This is a genomic window from Streptomyces sp. NPDC047049 (assembly GCF_040643995.1).
GTDB classification, from domain to species: Bacteria; Actinomycetota; Actinomycetes; order Streptomycetales; family Streptomycetaceae; genus Streptomyces; species Streptomyces mooreae.
This window is the reverse complement of the sequence record NZ_JBEYVM010000015.1, coordinates 125,298-143,849: the sequence shown is the minus strand read 5'-3', so window position 1 is coordinate 143,849 and position 18,552 is coordinate 125,298. Positions and strand designations below refer to the sequence as shown.

Annotated in this window: 14 protein-coding genes; 8 read left to right on the top strand and 6 right to left on the bottom strand. The window is 72.5% G+C overall.

Annotated elements, in window-relative coordinates; translation table 11 throughout:
* Positions 1-2 precede the first annotated feature (2 nt).
* On the top strand, positions 3-653 hold the full coding sequence (locus tag ABZ851_RS27445) for a hypothetical protein (protein WP_361132720.1): 651 nt from the start codon (positions 3-5) through the stop codon (positions 651-653).
* A gap of 151 nt (positions 654-804) precedes the next feature.
* Here the strand turns inward: ABZ851_RS27445 and ABZ851_RS27440 are convergent, their stop codons facing one another.
* Both ABZ851_RS27440 and ABZ851_RS27435 read right to left on the bottom strand, forming a co-directional pair.
* Positions 805-1,695, bottom strand: a complete 891-nt coding sequence (locus ABZ851_RS27440) for an enoyl-CoA hydratase-related protein (protein ID WP_361132717.1) — start codon at positions 1,693-1,695, stop codon at positions 805-807.
* A gap of 214 nt (positions 1,696-1,909) precedes the next feature.
* Positions 1,910-4,165, bottom strand: coding sequence for an acetate--CoA ligase family protein (locus tag ABZ851_RS27435; protein ID WP_361132714.1), 2,256 nt, complete (start codon positions 4,163-4,165; stop codon positions 1,910-1,912).
* Between the two features lie 386 nt (positions 4,166-4,551).
* On the opposite strand from ABZ851_RS27435, the gene ABZ851_RS27430 reads away from it, so the two are divergent.
* Both ABZ851_RS27430 and ABZ851_RS27425 read left to right on the top strand, forming a co-directional pair.
* A complete protein-coding gene (locus ABZ851_RS27430; protein WP_361132711.1) occupies positions 4,552-4,980 on the top strand; it encodes an OB-fold domain-containing protein in 429 nt (142 codons plus the stop codon).
* Positions 4,981-5,122: 142 nt separating this feature from the next.
* Positions 5,123-5,611 (top strand): GNAT family N-acetyltransferase, encoded by a 489-nt coding sequence (locus ABZ851_RS27425; protein ID WP_336053567.1) that lies wholly within the window; start codon positions 5,123-5,125, stop codon positions 5,609-5,611.
* A gap of 28 nt (positions 5,612-5,639) precedes the next feature.
* On the opposite strand, the gene ABZ851_RS27420 is transcribed toward ABZ851_RS27425, so the two are convergent.
* Both ABZ851_RS27420 and ABZ851_RS27415 read right to left on the bottom strand, forming a co-directional pair.
* A complete protein-coding gene (locus ABZ851_RS27420; protein ID WP_361132708.1) occupies positions 5,640-6,428 on the bottom strand; it encodes a pyridoxal 5'-phosphate synthase in 789 nt (262 codons plus the stop codon).
* Between the two features lie 202 nt (positions 6,429-6,630).
* Complete coding sequence (locus tag ABZ851_RS27415) at positions 6,631-7,824, bottom strand: acetyl-CoA acetyltransferase (RefSeq protein WP_361132705.1); 1,194 nt, start codon at positions 7,822-7,824, stop codon at positions 6,631-6,633.
* A gap of 350 nt (positions 7,825-8,174) precedes the next feature.
* Here ABZ851_RS27415 and ABZ851_RS27410 point away from each other — a divergent pair, with 350 nt between their 5' ends.
* The 4 genes from ABZ851_RS27410 to ABZ851_RS27395 all read left to right on the top strand — a co-directional run bounded on the left by ABZ851_RS27410 (position 8,175) and on the right by ABZ851_RS27395 (position 12,901).
* The gene (locus tag ABZ851_RS27410) at positions 8,175-9,857 is read left to right on the top strand and encodes an IPT/TIG domain-containing protein (protein ID WP_361132702.1); all 1,683 of its coding nucleotides are present in this window, start codon (positions 8,175-8,177) and stop codon (positions 9,855-9,857) included.
* A 230-nt stretch (positions 9,858-10,087) separates the two neighbouring features.
* Entirely contained in the window at positions 10,088-10,591 is a 504-nt protein-coding gene (locus tag ABZ851_RS27405) for a dirigent protein (protein ID WP_361132699.1), read from the top strand.
* A 331-nt stretch (positions 10,592-10,922) separates the two neighbouring features.
* On the top strand, positions 10,923-12,431 hold the full coding sequence (locus tag ABZ851_RS27400) for an acyl-CoA dehydrogenase family protein (RefSeq protein WP_361132696.1): 1,509 nt from the start codon (positions 10,923-10,925) through the stop codon (positions 12,429-12,431).
* Positions 12,431-12,901, top strand: a complete 471-nt coding sequence (locus tag ABZ851_RS27395; RefSeq protein WP_361132693.1) for a nitroreductase family deazaflavin-dependent oxidoreductase — start codon at positions 12,431-12,433, stop codon at positions 12,899-12,901. The genes ABZ851_RS27400 and ABZ851_RS27395 overlap by 1 nt, the downstream gene beginning before the upstream one ends.
* A 297-nt stretch (positions 12,902-13,198) precedes the next feature.
* Here the strand turns inward: ABZ851_RS27395 and ABZ851_RS27390 are convergent, their stop codons facing one another.
* The gene (locus tag ABZ851_RS27390; protein WP_088798341.1) at positions 13,199-13,846 is read right to left on the bottom strand and encodes a TetR family transcriptional regulator; all 648 of its coding nucleotides are present in this window, start codon (positions 13,844-13,846) and stop codon (positions 13,199-13,201) included.
* Positions 13,847-14,839: 993 nt separating this feature from the next.
* On the opposite strand from ABZ851_RS27390, the gene ABZ851_RS27385 reads away from it, so the two are divergent.
* Positions 14,840-17,530 carry a PQQ-binding-like beta-propeller repeat protein gene (locus ABZ851_RS27385; protein WP_361132690.1) on the top strand — a complete coding sequence of 897 codons (2,691 nt, stop codon included), beginning with the start codon at positions 14,840-14,842 and terminating at the stop codon, positions 17,528-17,530.
* 32 nt (positions 17,531-17,562) lie between these two features.
* Here the strand turns inward: ABZ851_RS27385 and ABZ851_RS27380 are convergent, their stop codons facing one another.
* Positions 17,563-18,495, bottom strand: a complete 933-nt coding sequence (locus ABZ851_RS27380; protein WP_361132687.1) for a hypothetical protein — start codon at positions 18,493-18,495, stop codon at positions 17,563-17,565.
* Positions 18,496-18,552 lie beyond the last annotated feature (57 nt).

Here is an 18,552-nt window from a genome sequence, read left to right as displayed (position 1 = left end):
CGGTGGGAGTGGGGCCACGGTACGACAGCGGTGCGGGCTCAGCGGGCGGTGGCCGGGACTTCGGCGGCGGCCGGGGCGGCGGCGCCGGGGACGACGCCGAGGCGCTGCTGCGGGCACGGCTCCGGCTCGCGGACGAACAGATCGAGACACCGCCCGGCCTGTGGGACCGCATCAGGGACTCCGGCACCGCTCCGGCGCCCGCCGTGGTCGCACTGCCCCGGCGACGGCCGTACGCGGTCGCGCTCGTGGTGGCGGCGGCGGTGGCCGTGGTGGCGCTGGGGGTGTGGTGGCTGGTTCGCCCCGGGCCCGTGACGCTCCAGCCGGCGGGCCCGCCCCCGACGGTGAAGGTCACGGTCTACAACAGTGAACAGGCCTGCCGTACGGGCCGCTCCCTGGAGTGCGCCCTCCGGCTGGCCAGGGACCCGCGCGCCGAGTACGCCGCGCGCGGCAACTCCGCCGGCCGGGTCTGGCACGGCGATGACCTGGCCGCGCACTGTGTGGTGACCGACGGCCGGATGGTCCGCGACGAAGCCGGTGTCACCTCCACCCGCTGGTATCTGGTCACCAGCGGGCAGGGGGTGCGGGGGTGGCTGCCGGGGGTGCGGACACGGAACACCCGTGAGGTGCGGGAGTGTCCGGCGGGGCAGGAGTAGGCGGTTCGCGCGCGTCGGGCTCGGGGCTTCGGTCCCTGCGGGCCGGGCTTAGGCCCTGTCGTGCCGGCTCGGCTCTCCTGGCGGGTCCGGCTCCGGTTTCAGGCCCTGCGCGTCCGGCTCGGGGCTTCGGTCCCGGCGCGTCCGGCTCGGGTCACCGGCCCCGGTAGACCGGGGGGCGTCGCTGCACGAAGGAGGCGATCCCCTCCTGTGCGTCCGCCGTCGTCATATTGATCTCCTGGGCGGTGGCCTCGGCGGCGAGGGCCGTGGCCCGGCCGGCGTCGAGCGAGGCGTTGACCAGTTGTTTGGTCAGGGCCAGTGCCCGGGTCGGGCCCGCCGCCAGCCGCTGGGCCCACTCCCGGGCCGTCCCCGCCAGCTCGGGGTCCGGGACCACGCGGTTGACCAGTCCCAGCCGGGCCGCTTCGGCGGCCGGTACGGCGTCGCCGAAGAACATCAGCTCCTTGGCGCGCTGCGGGCCGATCAGCCGGGGCAGGAGGTAGGCCCCGCCGCCGTCCGGGACCAGGCCGCGGCGTACGAACACCTCGATGAAGGACGCCGATTCGGCAGCCAGTACCAGGTCGCAGGCGAGCGCGAGATGGGCGCCGAGCCCGGCCGCGGTGCCGTTGACGGCGGCGATGACCGGCTTCTCGCAGTCCAGCACCGCCGCGATGAGCCGCTGGGCGCCGTCGCGGATCATCCGGGCGACATCGCCGGCGACCCGTTCGCCCGACGACGTCGCTCCGCGGAGATCGGCACCCGCACAGAAGCCCCGGCCGGTCGCGGTGAGGACCACGGCCCGTACGTCCGGGTCGGCGGAGGCCTCGGCGAGCCGTGCGATGAGGTGTTCGCGCTGGTCACGGGTGAGGGCGTTCCTCACCTCCGGCCGGTTGAGGGTGATCCACGAGACGCCGTTGTCAGTGGTGTGCAGTATCAATGAATCGACGGGGGCCGCGCGGTCGGGGGGATCGACACGGGCGGTGCCGTCGGCGGCCCGGCCGGGGCCTGCGGCGGGGGGGACGGAAGCGGGGGACGGTGAGGGCGTCATGGGGGAACGGCTCCCAAGGGTGCGGTCGTGGTGGGGACGGCGGGCCGCGGCGTGGCGAGTGCGCCTGCGGGTGAGGGTGCGGGTTCTGTTGCGGGTGCGGCGGCGGTGCCAGGGACAGTTACGGCTGCGACCGAGCCTGTGCTTGCGCCCGCGGTGGCAGCTGCGGTTGCCGTTGCCGGTGCGGTCGCCGTTGCGGCTGTGGTGGCGTGCGTGGTCAAGGACAGATGGCCAGCGCGTCGAGGGCCACGGCGCCCTCCCCGCGGGGCAGGACCACCAGCGGATTGATGTCCAACTCCGCCAGCTGACCGTCGAGTTCGAGCGCCATCCGCTGCACCCTGAGCACGACCTCGACCAGCGCGTCGATGTCCGCGGGCGGTGCGCCGCGTACACCCTCCAGGAGGGCGCGGCCGCGGAGCTCGCCGAGCATCGCGCGCGCCTGGTCCTCACCGAAGGGCGGGATGCCCACGGCCACGTCCTGCAGGACCTCCACGAGCACCCCGCCGAGGCCGACCGTGACCGTCGGCCCGAAGAGGCTGTCGTGGGTGATGCCGACGACCGTCTCGACGCCGCGCTCGATCATCTGGCAGACCAGTACACCGTCCAGCGGGATGTCCTCGTAACGCGCGATGTCGGTGAGTTCGCGGTATGCGTCCCTGACCTGGCTGGCCGAGGTCAGGCCGACCTTGACCAGGCCGAGTTCGGTCTTGTGCGCCAGCTGCGGCCCGGAAGCCTTCATCACCACGGGGTAGCCGACCAGGCTCGCCGACCGTACGGCCGCCGCCGCGCTGGTCACCAGCTGTTCGCGCGGGACCCGGATGCCGTAGGCGCGCAGCAGCTGTTTGGCCGCGTGCTCACTCAGCGGTTCGCCCGGGCGCATCAGGGCCTGGGCCTTGCGCGCGGACGGGGACGGTATGCGGGGGGCGTCCTCGAAGGGGGAGCGGTAGCCGGCCGTGAAGCGGTGGTGGTCCAGATAGGCGCGGACGGCGGTGATGCAGTTGGCGAAGGTCCGGAAGGTCGCCACCCGTGAGGAGCCGAGAAGGGTGCCGCGGTAGGCGTCCTCGGTGCCGACCGGCGAGCCCCACACCACACACACCAGCTTGTCGGTCTGCTCCGCCGCTTCCACCAGATCCCGGGCGAGCTTGTCGCTCATGGGCGGGAAGGGGCCGGTGATCGGGCAGATCAGCACGCCGATGGACGGGTCGGCCAGGATCGCGTCGATGATCTTGCGGCCGCGCCAGTCGCCGACCGGGTGCCCGCCGTTGTCGATCGGATTGGCGACGTTCAGGTAGTCCGGTATCCACTGGTGCAGCTCGGCCTGCTTGGCGTCACCGAGGGTGGGCAGCGACAACCCCGCGGCCGTCGCCAGGTCGGAGAAGTGCGCGCCGGTGCCCCCGGAGATCGAATAGACGGCTACGCCCTCCGCGGTGGGCTTCTTGGCCCGGGCCAGCAGCGCCGCGGTGTCCTGCAGCTCGTCGAGCCCGTCCACCCGGATGACGCCGAACTGCCGCATCGCCGAGTCCACGACGCTGTCGGCGCCGGTGAGCTTGCCGGTGTGCGAGAGGGCCGTCCGGGCGCCGGTCTCGGTACGTCCGACCTTGACGGCGACGACCGGCACCCGGTGGCGGGCGGCGCGGTCGGCGGCCAGCAGGAAACTGCGGCCGTCCTTGAGGCCTTCCACATACGCGGCGATGGCGCCCACCTCGGGGCGGGTGGCGAAGTAGGAGAGGAAGTCGGCGGTCTCCAGATCGGCCTCGTTGCCGGTGGGGGCCCAGTGCGAGAGGCGGATGCCCAGTTCCTGAAGGCTGAAGACCGGGCGGCCCTGGTGGCCTGACTGCGTGATCAGGGCGATCGCCGGGCCGTCCAGGTCCTCGCGGAACCGCTCGAAGGCGTTGAGGTTGGTGTTCGGCCCGAGCAGCCGCAGACCGGAGCGCTCGACGACCTCGGCCAGCCGGGCCTGGGCCGCCGCGCCGCGCTCGCCGGTCTCGGCGAATCCGGAGGCGAAGGCCACGGCGAACTTCACCTTGGCCTCCCCGAGTTGTTCGATGACCGGAAGGGGGGCGCCGACGAGGAGTACGGCGAGGTCGACGGTCTCCGGCAACTCGGCGACGGCTGCGTGGCACGGCCGCCCGAAGACCTGGACGCGTCCCGGATTGACGAGGTGGAGCCGGGCGCCGACACGCTCCGACCAGGCGATCAGCTGGCGGGTGATCCCCGTGTTGGGCCGGCCCTCGCTGTCCGAGGCGCCGATCACGGCCACGGACTCGGGCCGGAAGAACCGGTCCAGGTCGAGCGCCGGGGCGTGCAGCGGGCGCCCGCTGACATCGCGGTCGACCGCCCCGGCGCCCTGTCCGCCGTCGCCGGGGTGCGGTTCACTGATGCCGTGCACGGTGTGTGGTGGTTGCTCCCCACAGGCCATGACGCGGGCCGGCCGGGAGTGAGTGGTGAGGGTGCCGTGAGTCGATCCAAGCATCGCAGACGCCCGCTCCTGTGTGAGGCCTCTCGTTCTCATCAACTGACGCACAGTCAGATTACTGAACTGACGCCACGTCAGGAATGGGCGTGCACGGTAAAGCTTGCGGGTGCGGGTGCGGGTGCGGGTGCGGGGGGGCGTTCGGGGTGCGGGGGTCGTGGGTGCCTCGGCGGCGGTCGTGGCGAGTGGCTGCCGGTGGCTGCCGGTCGCGGCTCCCGAGTGGGGGTGGATTGTGTATGGCCCCTTGCGCGTCGAGTTCCGTATCGGTTGAACTGACGTACCGTCAGGTGCAGGGCGATCGAATCGGTGGGGGTGTTCGCGTCATGGCCGGGACTGCTGGGGCGGGAGGGGCGCGGGGCGCTGTGCCGCGTGGTGCGCGCAGTGCGGTGCGTTTCGATCTGCCGGAGGTGGATGCCTTCACCAGGCCGTACTGGGACGCGGCGGCCGAGGGACGGCTGCTGCTGCGTCGCTGCCGGGCGGCGGGGTGCGGGGCGGTGCATCACTACCCGCGCGAGTTCTGCCCGTACTGCTGGAGCGAGGATGTCGGCTGGGTGCCGGCCGCCGGAGGCGCCACTCTCTATACCTGGTCCGTCGTGCACCGTAACGATCTCCCGCCGTTCGGCGAGCGGGTTCCGTATGTCGCGGCCGTGGTCGATCTCGTCGAAGGCCCCCGGATGATGACCGAGGTCACCGACTGTCCGGAGGCGGAACTGCGGATCGCGATGCCGCTCGTGGTGCACTTCCGTCGCGAGGGCCAAGGCGAAGGTGAGGGTGCGGGCGGGACGGTCGCCCTCCCTGTCTTCCGGCCTGCGTGATGCCGGCGCGTCCCTGAGCCCCTGAGTCCCTGAGCCCCTGGGTCCCCGCCCCCCGCCTCTGCGCTCGCGCGTCCCGTGCCGCCGTTCAGCGCCGCGGCGAAATGCGGTGGCGGGCCCGCCGGGTCCGAGGGATGCTGTGGCCGTGTTGATTCGTGAGGCGACCGCGGGCGACTGGCCTGCTATCTGGCCCTTCCTCCACGCCATCGTGGCGGCCGGGGAGACCTATACGTACCCGCGGGACCTCGATGAAGCCACGGCCCGCGAGATGTGGATGCTGACGGCGCCCGGCCGGACGGTCGTCGCCGTCGACGAATCCGGCACGGTGCTCGGTACGGCCAAGATGAACCCCAACCACATGGGTGGCGCCGCGCATATCGCCGGTGCGAGCTTCATGGTCGACCCGCAGTGCGGCGGACGCGGCGTCGGCCGGGCTCTGGGGGAGCACGTACTCGCCTGGGCGCGCGCCGAGGGCTATCGCGCGATGCAGTTCAACGCCGTCGTGGAGACCAATACGGGCGCCGTCGCCCTCTGGGAGTCCCTGGGCTTCCGGATCATGACGACCCTCCCCGAGGGTTTCCTGCACCCCACCAAGGGCTATGTGGGGCTGCACATCATGTACCAGCAGCTGTGAGGGCGGGCGGACCGGCCGGCCGCGTGGCTCATGGCCAGAGCAGTTCCTTCCGCCAGCCGTCGCCCTCGTAGCGGTAGTTGAGGCGTACATGGCGGCGCTGTGCGTCGCCCTGGAAGAACTCGACCTCCTCGGCACGCAGCACATACAGCGTCCAGCTCGGCACCGGTGCCTCCGGCTCACGGCGGGCGCGCTCCCACGCGGCCTCCGAGGCGCGCGCCAGCTCCGCCGTCGAGCCGAGCACCTCGCTCTGCCGCCCGACCAGCGCCGCGGCCAGCGCGCCCGTGGAACGGTGGTGCAGATCGGCCGCGCTCTCCTCGGGACCCGCCGCGGTCACCGATCCCCGGACCCGCACCTGACGGCCGACCGCCGCCCAGTAGAAACCGAGCGCCGCCCGCGGCCGTGCGGCCAGTTCGCGGCCCTTGCGGCTGCCGCGGTGCGAGGCGAAGTGCCAGCCGCGCTCATCGGCGTCGTGCAGCATCAGGGTTCGCACGGAGGGGTCACCGGCCGCGTCCGCCGTGGCGAGCGTCATGGTGTGGGGCTCGGGGACACCGGCCTCGGCGGCCTCCCGCAGCCACTGCCGGAACAGCGGCAGCGGGTCGTCCGGTGCTGTGGCCACGTCGAACGCCGGCAGCTCGACGTCCCAGACCCGCAGCCCGCGCAACAGCTCCCGGAACGCGCGGGCCTCCGCGGCGCCTCCGGCGTCCCCGGCCTCCCTGGCGTCCCGCGCGTCCCCGGGGCCCGTGGCGTCGGCATGGTGCGCGGTGGCGCCGGCGGGAACGGCATCCGGCGTGTGCTGGTGCCCGGCCTGATCAGTCATGCCAGGCAGCGTACGCGGACCGTACGACGGCGGGAGCCGGACCGGCGGCACCGACCCGGTGGCGGAGGGTGCCGGATGGCGCCGAGTGGTCCTTGAGCGTGATCGCGTTGGCTCCCCGCTGTGCATCCCCGGCGAGACGCTGCGCGTTCCCGGCGGGGGAACTCACCGCCCTGCTGCGGCCCCGGCCCCTACGGGAAAGCCCTTAGCCCCGCCCCAGCACCACCGTCCCCGACGAACAGAACCAGCCACCCGTGCCCGAGGCGACCGCAAGCTGGGGCAAGGCGCCGCCGGACTTGCGTACCTGGCGGTCCGGGCCGGCCTCGCCGCGGAGCTGGCGTACCGCCTCGACCAGCAGGAACAGGCCGCGCATGCCGGGATGGCAGGCGGCCAGCCCACCCCCGTCGGTATTGACCGGCAATTCCCCGTCCCGCAGCAGCCGCCCCTTCTCGACGAAGGCGCCGCCCTCGCCCTTGGCGCAGAAGCCCAGGTCCTCCAGCGTCACCAGGGTCATATAGGTGAAGGCGTCGTAGAGCTCGGCGAGGTCGATCTCGGAGGGGCGGACACCGGCCCGTTCGAAGGCCAGCCGGCCGGAGACCGCCGCGGGCGAGACGGTGAAGTCGTCCCACTCCGACATGGTGGTGTGCGAGACCGAGGTGCCGGAACCGAGTACCCATACCGGGGGCTTGGCGAGATCCTGGACGTAGTCCTCGGCGACGAGCAGCACCGCGCAGCCGCCGTCGGAGCGGATGCAGCAGTGCAGCTTGGTGAACGGGTCGGCGATCACCGGGCCGGAGAGGACGTCGTCGACGGTGATCGGGTCGCGGTACATGGCGTCCGGGTTGGCTGCCGCGTTGGCGCGTGCCTGGACGGCTATCTGGGCCAACTGCGCCAGGGTGGTGCCGTATTGGTGCATATGGCGGCGTGCCGCCATGGCGTATTTGGCGATCAGGGTGTGCCCGTAGGGGACCTCGAACTGGAGCGGGCCGCGGGACCCGAAGGAGAGGTTCGCGGTACGGCGTCCCGCCTTGATGTCGGCGCGGGCGGTGGAACCGTAGACGAGGAGGACGGCGTCCGCGTGGCCTGCGGCGATCGCGTCGGCGGCGTGCGCGGCCAGCACTTCCCAGGTGGAACCGCCGACCGAGGTCGAGTCGACCCAGGTGGGGCGCAGTCCCAGGTACTCGGCGACTTCGACGGGGGCGAGGGTGCCCAGACCGGCCGAGGCGAAGCCGTCGATCACCGAACGGTCCAGGCCGCTGTCGGCGAGTGCCCGGCGGGCGGCCTGGGCGTGCAGGGCGTACGGGGTGGCCTCGTCCACGCGCCCGCAGTCGGACAGGGCCACTCCGGCGACGGCGACCTTGCGATGTGCGTGACCACGGTAACGGGTCCCTGGAGTCATGAATCTGACGGTACATCAGGTTCGGTGTCGGTTCGAGGGTGCGTGCAGGGCGTGCAGGGCGTGCAGGACGTGCAGGACGTGCAGGGCGTGCAGGGCCGGCCGGGGCCTGAGGGGCATCGCAGTCCTCCGGTGCCGGCCCGGGGGAGGCGGAAGCGAAAGCGGGATGATTATCCGAGAATCGGAGATACGGAAGCGGGGTTCAAATGCTTTCCCCGGAAGGGTATTCTCCCTTCGCTGTGTGTATTTCACCGGCGCCACTTCAGCCGGTTTACTGCTCGCTGTTGCCCATGCGGTGAAGCAGGCATTTCCGTGTGCGGGACAAGGACGTCCCGTCTGCCTCAGGGAGTGTCATGTTCGCCTATTCCTCAGAAGTTCCGGCGCCCGGCCGGGCGCGCAACCCCGGATTAAGCGCCGCTTTCTCGGCGGGGGCCGTGATTCCCGTGGGTGCCACACCCGGGGGAATTTCCCTTTCCCCTGGCGGAGCCCGCGCATATGTGGCCAACCAGGGCTCGAATACGGTGAGCGTGATCGATACCGCCACCGATACCGTCACCAGCACCATCCCGACGGGCGCCGGCCCCTCCTTCGTGGCGATCAGCCCGGACGGAACCCGCGGCTACGTGACCGTCTCCGGCGACGGTCTCGTCAGTGTGCTCGACACCGCCTCGAACGCCATCGTCGCGAACATCCCCGTAGCGGCGGGACCGGCGATGGCCGCGGTCACCCCGGACGGCACCCGCCTTTATGTGACGCAGCAGGCCGGCAACACGGTGAGCGTGATCGACACGGCCACCGACACCGTCACCGGCACCATCACCGTCGGGGCCGGACCGATCGGGGCTGCCCTGACCCCGGACGGGACCCGCCTCTACGTGGCGTGCCTCTTCTCCGGCGCCGTCAGCGTGATCGATACCGCCACGGACACCGTCGCCGCCACGGTCCCCGTCGGCGGCGTCCCCATCCTGCTGACGGTCACCCCGGACGGGGCCCATGTCTACGTCACGAACGTCGCCACCTCCACGGTGAGCGTGATCGATACCGCGGCCGGCGCCGTGACCGCCACCATCGGCGTCAGCGCCCAGCCGCGCTTCGTGGCGGTGAGCCCCGACGGCGCCCATGTGTACGTGGCGAATGCCTTCCCGGACACGGTGAGCGTGATCGACACCGCCACCCACGCCGTCGTCGAGAACATCGGGGTGGGAGACGGCCCCACCGGCATCGCGGTCTTCCCCGACGGAACGCGTGCCTACGTGAGCAACTCCGGCGCCGGAACCGTCGGTGTCATGGCGACGACGGTGATTCCCGACCAGGGGAGCACGGCAGGCGGAACGAAGGTGACCCTCACCGGTCACCACCTGGCCCCTGCCGATGCCGTGCGCTTCGGTACCGCCCAGGCCGCCATCACCGCCAATACGGCGACCTCGCTGACCGTCACCGCTCCCGCCGGATCCGGCGCCGTCCCCGTGACGGTCACCACCCCGGGCGGCACCGGCACCCTCGGGTCCTTCTACTACGTGCCGTTGCCCGCCCTCACCGGTATCAGCCCCGCCGCGGGCCCCGTCGCCGGCAGCGACCAGGAGATCGTCCTCACCGGCCGCAACCTGGCCGGGGCGATCAATGTGTACTTCGGCCCCACCCGAGCCGTCATCCAAAGCGTGTCCGACACCCAGGTCACCGTCAGGGCCGCCGGTGCCCCGGGGCCGGGCGGCGTCGCCGTCACCGTGTTCACCGCAGGCGGCAGCGCCGACGGGCTGACGTACACCTACGTCAGCCCGGCCACCCTCACCGGCGTCAGCCCCGACACGGGACCGACCTCCGGCGGCACCGCGGTGACCCTCACCGGCACCGGCCTGTCCTCCACCGACCAGGTCACCTTCCACGGCGTCCCGGCGCCCTTCGAGATCGTCTCCGACACCACGGTGACCGCCACGTCCCCGCCCAGCGGCACCCCCGGCACCTTCGACGTCACGGCCTCCGGCCCCGGAGGCTCACCTTCCGGATCGTTCACCTACGTCTCCGGCCCCGGTATCTGATCCTTCCGCGCGTCGCGACCGGCCTGCCGGGTGGCGGACCAGGCAGGCCGGAGCGGCCCCTGGAACACCGGACGCCCGGCGGGCGAGGGGCCCGGATGCGCGGCGGGTCAGGGAGCCGGGATGCCCGGCTTCATGGCATCCCGGCGATATCGGTCCGGTCATCACTCCGCCATTACCGCATTTCATGTCCTAGCCAATGCATTTCCCTTCCAGTCCCAGAGGAGAAAACCGTGCGTCACTTCAAGCATGTCGCTCTGAGTGCGGTCACCGGATTTGCTGCACTCCTTTTCTGCGCACCCTCGGCGTCGGCAGCCACCGGCAGTGGCTCCGGGCCCAATCCCCCGAGAGAGGAAGTCTTCCAGCTGGTCGCGAAGCAGACTCAGGGCGGCTTCGTCGATGTGGACGGGTCGGGCGGGCCGAGCCTGGGGGACGAATTCGTCGTCAGCGGCAATCTCCTCCGTGGCAGCAGCGTGGTCGGCACCTACAGCGAGATCTGCACGCTGACCCGCTTCGATCCGGTTGACCAGTTCGACCTGCAGTGCGCGGGCGATCTGGCCCTCTCCCAGGGGCAGCTCACCGTGCAGGGCCGGTTCAACGTGACCACCGCCGGCCCCGGCAACATCGACCTGGCGATCACCGGGGGCACGGGCCGCTACCGCACGGCTCACGGCTACATCCACGCCGTCAATGTCAGCGACACGGAAACGCAACTCACGGTCCATCTCATCCTCTGACGGGAGGGGCGGCGCCCCATAACGGCCCTCGCCCTCGTCGTCGTCCTCGCCCTCTCTTCGAACCTCGCCCTCGCCCCCGGCTTCGGCCGCAGGGCGAGGGCGAGCGCCGTTATGGGGCGCCGTCATCGAGCGCCCCGTCACCGCCGTCATCGGGCGCCGCCCTCGTGAGCCGTGAAGAGCGCGCGCCGCCCCCGGGCCCCGACGACTTGCGGACTCGGCCTAGGAAAGTGCACCCCCCGTCCCTACTATGACGGCCCGTCAGATCGATAGCGGGAGTGAGCCAGCCCGTCGGAACGGACGGGGGGTGTCGCACGGCCGGGAGGAGCCCGCGATGGATGCCGCATTCACCGAGGAGCAGCACGAAATCCGCCGCACCCTGCGCGAACTGCTACTCAAACACTGCGGTCCGGACCAGGTGAAGGCGGCCGTACGCACCCCGCCCGGGTACGACCCGCAGTTGTGGCACCGGCTCGCCGCCGAGCTCGGCCTGCCCGGTCTGGCGCTGCCCGCCGCATACGGCGGGGTGGGCTGCGGGCCCACCGAACTTGCCCTGGCCTGCGAGGAGACCGGTCGCGCCGTCCTTCCCTCGCCGCTGATCGCCACCGCCGCACTGGCCGCGCCGCTGCTCCTCGCACTGGGCAGCGAACGCCAGCGCGGCGAACTGCTGCCGGGCCTCGCCGCCGGGGAGCTGACCGGAACGCTCGCCGTACCGGCCGGGCAGCTGGCCACCGCACTGGGGCTGACCGGGCCGAATGACGGCGACTGGGCGGGCGGCGGCCGGGCCGGCGGGGTTCAGGCGCGGAGGCAGGACGGAACGTGGCGGCTGTACGGGGAGGCCGGGCAGGTGCTGAACGGCCACACCGCGGAGGTGCTGGTGGTGGCCGCACACACCGGTGGGTTCGCGCGCAGCCGTACCCTGCTCTTCCTCGTGCGGGCGGCGGCGCTCGGCCCGGCGGCCCGGCCGGAGCGCCGGCCCGCGCACGCCGAGGGGGCAGGTGCGCCCGGTACGGCCGGTCTGCTGCGGATCCGGCAGACCGCGCTGGACGAGACCCGGCCGCTGGCACGCCTCGAACTGCGGAACGTGCCGGCCGAGTTGCTCGGGGACGTGGACGGGGAGGGCTCCCCGTACGGGGAGGGTTACCCGTACGGGGACGGGTGCGGCGACGGGACGGCGGTGGCCGCCGCGCTCGCCGCGACCGGGATGACGGCGGCCGCGGTGCTGGCCGCCGAGGCGGTCGGGGCGGCTGACGCGGCGCTGGCCCGTACCGTCGCCTACGTCCGGGAGCGCGAGCAGTTCGGCCGGCCCATCGGCTCCTTCCAGGCGGTGCAGCACCGGCTCGCCGATCTGTATGTGACGCTGCAGGCGGCGCGTTCGGCGACGTACTACGCGGCCTGGGCGGCGGGCGGCGGACGGGCCGGGGGCCAGGGCGCCCCGGGGGCGTCCGGTGCGGCCGAGCCCGGTGCGGGGGCGCTGGCGTTGGCGCAGGCGCTGGAGGCGCTGCGTGCGGTGGCGGCCGAGGCGGTGCAACTGCACGGCGGCATCGGCTTCACCTGGGAGCACGAGGCGCATCTGTACTTCAAGCGTGCGGCCGGTGACGAACTGCTGCTGGGGCCCGTACACCGGCTCCGGGCGCGGGCCGCCGAGGAGGCGGGGCTGTTCACGGGCGGGGCGGGGGCGGCCGGCGGAGGCAGAAAGGGCAGCGGTGACCGGGGGGCCCGGGAGAGCGGAGGGCAGCCCGGCGGTGACCGTGGGGCAGGTGAAAACGGGGGGCCGCCCGTGCGCCGCGAGGCCGGTGAGGCGCCGGCGGGAGCCCGTACGCCAGGGGCGGTGGAGGCCTGATGCCGCGGGGCGAGCGATGGCTCCAGAAGCTCTCCGCGACCCGTACGTTCGCCCGGACCGCACCGCATGTCATCCCCGCTCTGGACCGTGCGGTGCACCGGCTGACCCGTGGAAAGGTGCTGCTCAGCGCCCGGATGCTGCCCGGTGTGGTGTTGACCGCGACCGGGGCCAGGAGCGGGCTGCCGCGGCGTACTCCGCTGGCGTGCCTGCCGGAGGAGGACGGCGGCTGGCTGCTGGTCGGCAGCAACTTCGGACGGCCGGGGCATCCGGCGTGGACCGGCAACCTGCTGAAGAACCCGGAGGCCGAGGTGAGTTGGCGCGGCCGGGACATCCCGGTGCGGGCGCGGCTGCTCACCGGTGAGGAACGTGCGCAGGCCTGGCGGGCGGCGCTGGAGTTCTGGCCGCCGTACGCCACGTACCAGGCGCGGGTGGCGCGGGAGATCCGGCTCTTCCGGCTGGAGCGGCGGTGAGCCGGCCGGTGCGCAGCGGGCTTCCCCCTTGTCCCTCCGCTTTACCGCGTCCCTCCGTTTCCTCATGCACACAGCGGGCGCCGCGGCCAACCCTGAAAGGGGCCGCGCGGCGCCCGCTGCGTGTGCGGTACAGCTATGGCAGGACGGATACCGGACAGACGGCGAACCACCCCGATAACTCCGGGACTTCGAGGTGCGGAAGTCGCGACAGCAGCTTCATCGGCCGCTTCCTCTTCCTCGGATGTCTTCCCGGAAGCCTTCTCGGTGGCTTCGCTATTCGCTGCTATTCGCTCTTCGCTATTTGGTCGGCTTCTTGCCGGTGACGCCGAGGTGCACCAGCAGCGCCAGATTCGGCTTGAGCTCGGCCTGCTTCACGCCCCAGCTCTGGAAACCCTTCTGGTGCCCGGCGACCGCCGCCAGCATCGCGACAAGTGAGCCGGCCATCGCGGGCGCACTCACGTCCTTGTCGAGCTTGCCCTTGCTCTGCAGTTCCTTGATCGAATCCGTAAGGGAGTTGGTGACGGCATTGAGGATCTTCATGCGGATCTTGTAGAACCGCTTGTCGCCCTCGGCCGCGCCCAGGTCGATCACGCGCAAAATCGCGTCGTGCTTCCGCCAGAAGGAGAGGAAGCCCTCGACCAGGTCCTCTGCCGCCTGCCACGCGGACTTGCCCACCCAGGAGCGTCCGGCGACAAGATCCGTCAGAGTGGCGCCTTCTTTGGCCATCTCCTCGGCGATTTCGAGGACGGCGCCCTCGACGTCCGGGAAGTACTGATAGAACGTTGCGGGTGAAGTCCCCGCTTTTCGGGCTACATCGATGACCTTGACGTCCCGATAGGGGGACGAACTGAGCATTTCACTGAGGCAGTCCAGAAGCTTTTGCCGCGTCGCCTGTCCGCGGCGGCCGGCAACTCTGCCGTCGACGGTTCGAACTTGTCCTGTCATGCCGTCAGCTTACCGAGGGGTGATCGGAGCGCGATTTGGCTGCCTGCAAATGGGGATGGGGGAGTTCGGGGTGCGGAGCCCCCGTGAGTGTGCTGCTGGCGGGCCCGTCCGTGACCGTGCCGTGCGCCGCCCTGCTTGGTCCGAACCGGTGAAGAGTGTTATCAACAGGCTGTGGACAACTTTGGTGGATAAGTGGTCACCGTCCGTGCGGCAAGTATCCCGAGACGGCCGCCAGTTGAACATTGACTCCGCCGCTTCACCGTTCGCAGGCTCCGGTAAAATCGTTCACGCGTGCGAATTCTCGACGGGTGAATCGTACAAAACGGAGCTAGCTTGGACATCTGGCCGCCGTGGCGGTCGGCACTCCGGCCTGCCCGGATGCCGGATACGGCGCCACGCCAGGTGTCATGACACCGAAATGACCTTCGAACGCGCAGAATTGAGCCGCTGGGCCGGGAGCGACGACGGGGGAGGGCATGACCGGTGGGGGTGGTTTGACCGTCGGGGACGGCGTGACGGGTCGGGGGAGGGCGTGCGCGGTCGGACGCGCATCATGGTTTTGGCCGTCACGGCCATTACAGCCATTACGGCCACTACGGCCACCGGGTGTCGCGGAGGGCGAACCGCTTCTCCAGTAGTCCCGTCAAACGGAGTGGTGAACGTCCGCACTTCGGGCGGTGTCGCGCGTGGTGGGTCGGTAACTTGCCGGTAACCCGCGCGGTATCCACTCGTCAGGGGACGTATCGCAGCACGTCAGGCGTGGTTGGGTTACATCGGGTAACGGTCCCGGTGCCGGCCGCGGAGGGCATGCCGTGACACGGCGGACGGGCCCCGGGTTCGCAACCGTCGGCCCGGCCAGGAACAATCAGCACGCGTACGGCCGTTTCGACAGTCCTCGCCGCAGGCGGGGAGACGCTGCACGGGGCAGTGGCTCTCGGCGGCTCGTGGCTTTTGAGAGTCTCTTTTTACGCCCCACGGGGAGGTGGCAGGCAAGTGGTGGATCAGCTGAAGCAGCTGACGCAGCACGATCCCCGGCGGATCGGCCCGTTCGAGGTGCTCGGCCGTCTCGGGGCCGGCGGCATGGGACTGGTCTATCTGGCGCGCTCGGCGTCCGGCCGGCGCGTGGCGATCAAGACGGTGCGTACCGAGCTCGCCGAGGACCAGCTGTTCCGGGTCCGCTTCACGCGCGAGGTCGAGGCGGCCCGCGCGGTCAGCGGTTTCTACACGGCCGCGGTGGTGGACGCCGATCCGCGCGCGGCAGTGCCCTGGCTCGCGACGGCCTATGTCCCCGCGCCCTCCCTCGAGGAAATAGTCAATGAGTGCGGGCCGCTCCCGGCCCAGGCGGTGCGGTGGCTGGCGGCCGGGATCGCCGAGGCGCTGCAGTCCATCCACGGCGCCGGCCTGGTGCACCGTGACCTGAAACCGTCGAACGTGCTGGTCGTCGAGGACGGCCCCCGGGTGATCGACTTCGGGATCGCCTCCGGGGTGTCCAACACCCGGCTGACGATGACCAACGTCGCCGTGGGCACCCCCGCCTACATGTCGCCCGAGCAGGCCCGTGACTCGCGCAGCGTGACGGGCGCGAGCGATGTCTTCTCCCTCGGCTCGACGCTGGTCTTCGCCGCCACCGGTCATGCGCCCTTCCATGGCGCCAACCCCGTCGAGACCGTCTTCATGCTGCTGCGTGAGGGGCCCGACCTGGCCGGGCTGCCGGACGAACTGCGTCCGCTGATGGAGTCCTGTATGCAGATGGAGGCGGGCCAGCGGCCGTCCCCCGCCGATCTGCAGTCCCAGCTCGCACCGCATCTCTTCGGCTCCGGCAGCGACGACAGCGGTACCGCCTCGGCCTGGCTGCCGCCCGGAGCGGTGGCGCTCATCGAAGGCCGCCGCGGCGGCCGCTCCACCGTGGCGAACGGCGGCCAGCGGGCCGGCTCCGGGCGCGGCACCGGCCGTGCCGCGCCGGCCGCGCCGCCGCATCCGCCCGTCCCGTCGTCCCCGCCCGCGGCGCCTCCGGTGCCCGCGGCGCAGCCGGCCCAGGCGCCGCCGCGGCCGGAGAGCGCACCGGTCGGCGCGGAGTCCGGCTGGCCCGGCCATGTCGGCGCGGGCCCCGGCGCGCACCGGGGCACCGACCCGCGCGGCGGCAACCCCGGCCCGATGCCGCAGCCCGCGGCGCTCGGCCCGGACGTCTCGACGGCCCGGGTGACCCCGGTCTCCGCGGCGCCGCCCACCGCCCCGCCGTCGTCCGCCGCTTCGCCGTCCCCCGCCGCCGCACTGTCCACCGCGCCGCCGGCCGTCTCCGGGGACGGTGCCGCCGGTCCCGTACACCTGGGCGGATCGGCCGCTCCGATAGGGCCGGGGCCGCGCGCCGACGCCCCGGGCCCGCAGCCGCGTGGGCAGGCCGGTGCCGCGACGAACTGGGTACGGCCGCCCGGTACCGGCCCCGTGACCGGTGTGCCGGCGCAGGGTCCGGCCGGCGGTGCCGCGGCCGCGGAGAGCCCGGCCCGCGGCGAGGCCGCGCCGCCCCCGCCGCCCGAGGCGCCGCCCGCCGAGCCCGGCCGCTGGCGGCCCTGGCGGTTCCGGATGTCGAACGACGTGTGGGGCACCCCGGCCGTCGCCGACGACCTGCTGTACGTCACGTCCTTCGAGGTGCATGCGCTCGATGTGGCCAGCGGGCGCCGCAAGTTCAAGACCCGTGACGTCGCCTGGGCGATGGCGGTCGCGGACGGCCGGATCCATGCCTCGGACGGCCCGAGCCTGTACGCGCTGAACGCCGACGACGGCGCCGAGCACTGGCGGCTGCACACCGAGGGCTGGGTCTACGCCCTCCGGGCCGACCGCGGGACCGTGGTCACCAGCACCCGGGGCGGCGGAGTCCAGGCCTGGGAGGCGGCCACCGGCGAACGGCTGTGGGAGATCGGTGGCGTCCAGACCGACTTCGAGACCGCCGAGGCCGCACCCGTGGTGCACGACGGCACGGTCTTCGTCTGGGCCGACGCACGCCTGAAGGCGCTGGAGGCGCGGACCGGCGCCGAGCGCTGGTCGTACCCGGTGGGCGACGCCGCGTCCTGCGGCGGGGTGCCGGTACGGCTGCTGCCCGCGTCGGACGGCGTGGTCTACGTCGTGGCCGGCACCCGGGTGCTGGCGATCGACATCGCCCGCGGCGATGTGCGCTGGCACTTCGAGGCGCCCGCGGTGTTCCTGAGCCCGCCCGCCTTCGCCCCCGGCCCGGCCGTCACCGGCGGCGGGGTCTATCTGGCGGACTACCTCGGCACGGTCTACGCGCTGGACCCGGCGGACGGCCGCGACCGCTGGCGGATCGCCACCGAGGCGCGGCAGTCCACCGAACCGGTACTGGTCGCCCATGGCGCGGTCCACCTGGGCAGCGGTAAGGCGCTCTACACACTGGACGCGGTGACCGGCACCCCGCGCTGGCGGTTCCAGGCCGGCGCGGAGGTCGTCGGCGCACCGGTCGTCGCGGAGGGCCGGGTGCACTTCGGCTCGGCCGACCACTGCCTCTACACGCTCGATGCGATGGGCGGCCAGCTGCGCTGGAAGCTGGCGACCGGCGGCGAGATCACCGGCTCGCCGGTGGCGGTCGGCGGTGTGGTGTACGCCTGCAGCAAGGACCGCTGTGTGTACGCGCTGGACGCGGCCAAGGGGACGGGGCTGGCGCGGCGGGCGTGAGGTGGCGGGCGTGAGCCCGCCGTGTTGCGCCGCTACTCCCGGTCTTCCGGGGGCTGTTCGGGCCTATGGGATGGTCCGGGCTGCTCGCCCTGGGCGCTTTGGCTGCCCTGTCCGGACTGTCCGGGCTGGGAGGGGGGCGGCGGCTGCCGTTGCTCCTTGCCCCACTCCACGGGAGGCGTGGCGGGCTGCTGATGGGCCGGCATGGTGGGCGGCGGCGGTGGCGGTGGCGCCTGTGGATGTGGCTGTTGTGGCTGTTGCTGTGGCCCGGGTGGCTGCTGGTGCTGCGCGGGCGGAGGGGGCGGCGGTGTGACCGGCAGGGGAGAGGTGGGGGTGTCCTCGTACGGGCCGGGGGCGCCGCGGCCGGGTCCGCTCGGGTAGGGCTCGGGGTTCCACTCCTCCGCCCCCGGACGGCCCGCGTCCCATGGCTCGGGCGTCCCCGGGGGGTAGGGCGTGTACGGGTCGTAGGGTGCGCGCCGGCCGTAGGGGTCGTCGTGTGCGGAGGGTCCGTAGCGCCCGTCGTCGTACTGCTGCTCGTCATAGCCGCGGCCCCGGACCCGTCGGCCGCGGCCGCGCATGATCAGGGCGCCGAGCAGCAGCAGTGCGCCGCCGCCCAGTGCACTGGCCACGCCCACCCCGAGGCCGCGGGCGCCGGCCGTCAGCTCGCTGGTGGCCTGCCCCTGGCGGACCATCCACAGGATCGTGAAACCGAGTACCACCAGCCCCGCGACGGTGATCAGTGCCCGGGAGCGCAGGGCAACCCCGATGAGGGTCAGCAGGGCGGCGAACGCCATGGGCAGGAGGACGGAGCCGAAGAGCGCGGCGCCGTTGCGGGTGATGCCGTTGAAGAGGTCTTCGATCCGCACGTCGCTGCCGTGACGGCCGTCGTACCAGGGACGGAAGGGGCTCCATACGGCGGCCGCCGCTCCGGCGAGGGCGATCAGCGACCCCAGAACGTTGCGCACCACGGGCGTCGCCTCGCTTCGAGTCGTCCGGTCATCCTCCGTGACCGACGCTACGCCGGA